We start from the raw sequence: 684 nt of genomic DNA, 5'->3' as shown, positions 1-684 counted from the left end.
TGATGCAGGTTTTCCAGGATTTCATGCCGCGTATTGGCAAGTACTTCGCTGGGAATCTGAGACCCTACATACGCCGGAATTGGCTCTTGGACGTGTATCACAGTGAATACAGCGTCCGCATCAGCCAATTGGCGCGCGGCTTCAAACGACGCTTGTGTGTCGTATTCTTGGTCCAGAGCAACCGGGATCAGGATATTCTTGTACATTTGACCTCCTATCTACTGCTTCGATGAATCCAGTTTGGTTCCTCGGCAGCAGGAAACCTACACAGGCTCAGACTTTGAAGATTTCCCCGCGCCCTTTGTAGCGGCTACAACATCATCAACTGTTTTCTCAACAGCTTCAGCTTCGGTTTCAGCGACATAAGATGCACAACGGGACACGGTTTCAAACCATTCCTGAGCGTCAGCAACCAACCGCTCCGCCGAATGGCGCTGCCACTCCGCCATGCTCTGAAAGGCTTTAGAAGGATCGGACGGGTTCGCGGAAGACACATTGCGTGCAGCTTTTAGAGCCGTCCGGACCGCCTCATGACGCCGTTCGAACCAATGCTGCGCAAAGGCCTCGGTTTCTTCGAGCAATTTCTCTTGCGCGTCCCAAAATTGTTCGATCTGGGCACCGAAGGCCGGATTGCCAGAAATGGGCGGCTGCATTTGCTTGAAAACATCCAAAAGTGAGGTCGGG

The 684-nt window shown here is 52.8% G+C and carries 2 protein-coding genes; both read right to left on the bottom strand.

Features of this window, described 5'->3' with window-relative positions; translation table 11 throughout:
• On the bottom strand, positions 1-206 hold a 206-nt coding region (locus tag ACR0ID_RS20440; RefSeq protein ID WP_480608438.1), incomplete at its 3' end, for a universal stress protein.
• Between the two features lie 57 nt (positions 207-263).
• Positions 264-684, bottom strand: a 421-nt coding sequence (locus tag ACR0ID_RS20435) for a phasin family protein (RefSeq protein WP_480608435.1), incomplete at its 5' end; no start/stop codon positions are given.

The sequence above is a fragment of the Ruegeria sp. AL2 genome (genome assembly GCF_056540845.1).
This window is presented reverse-complemented; position numbering and strand designations above follow the sequence as displayed.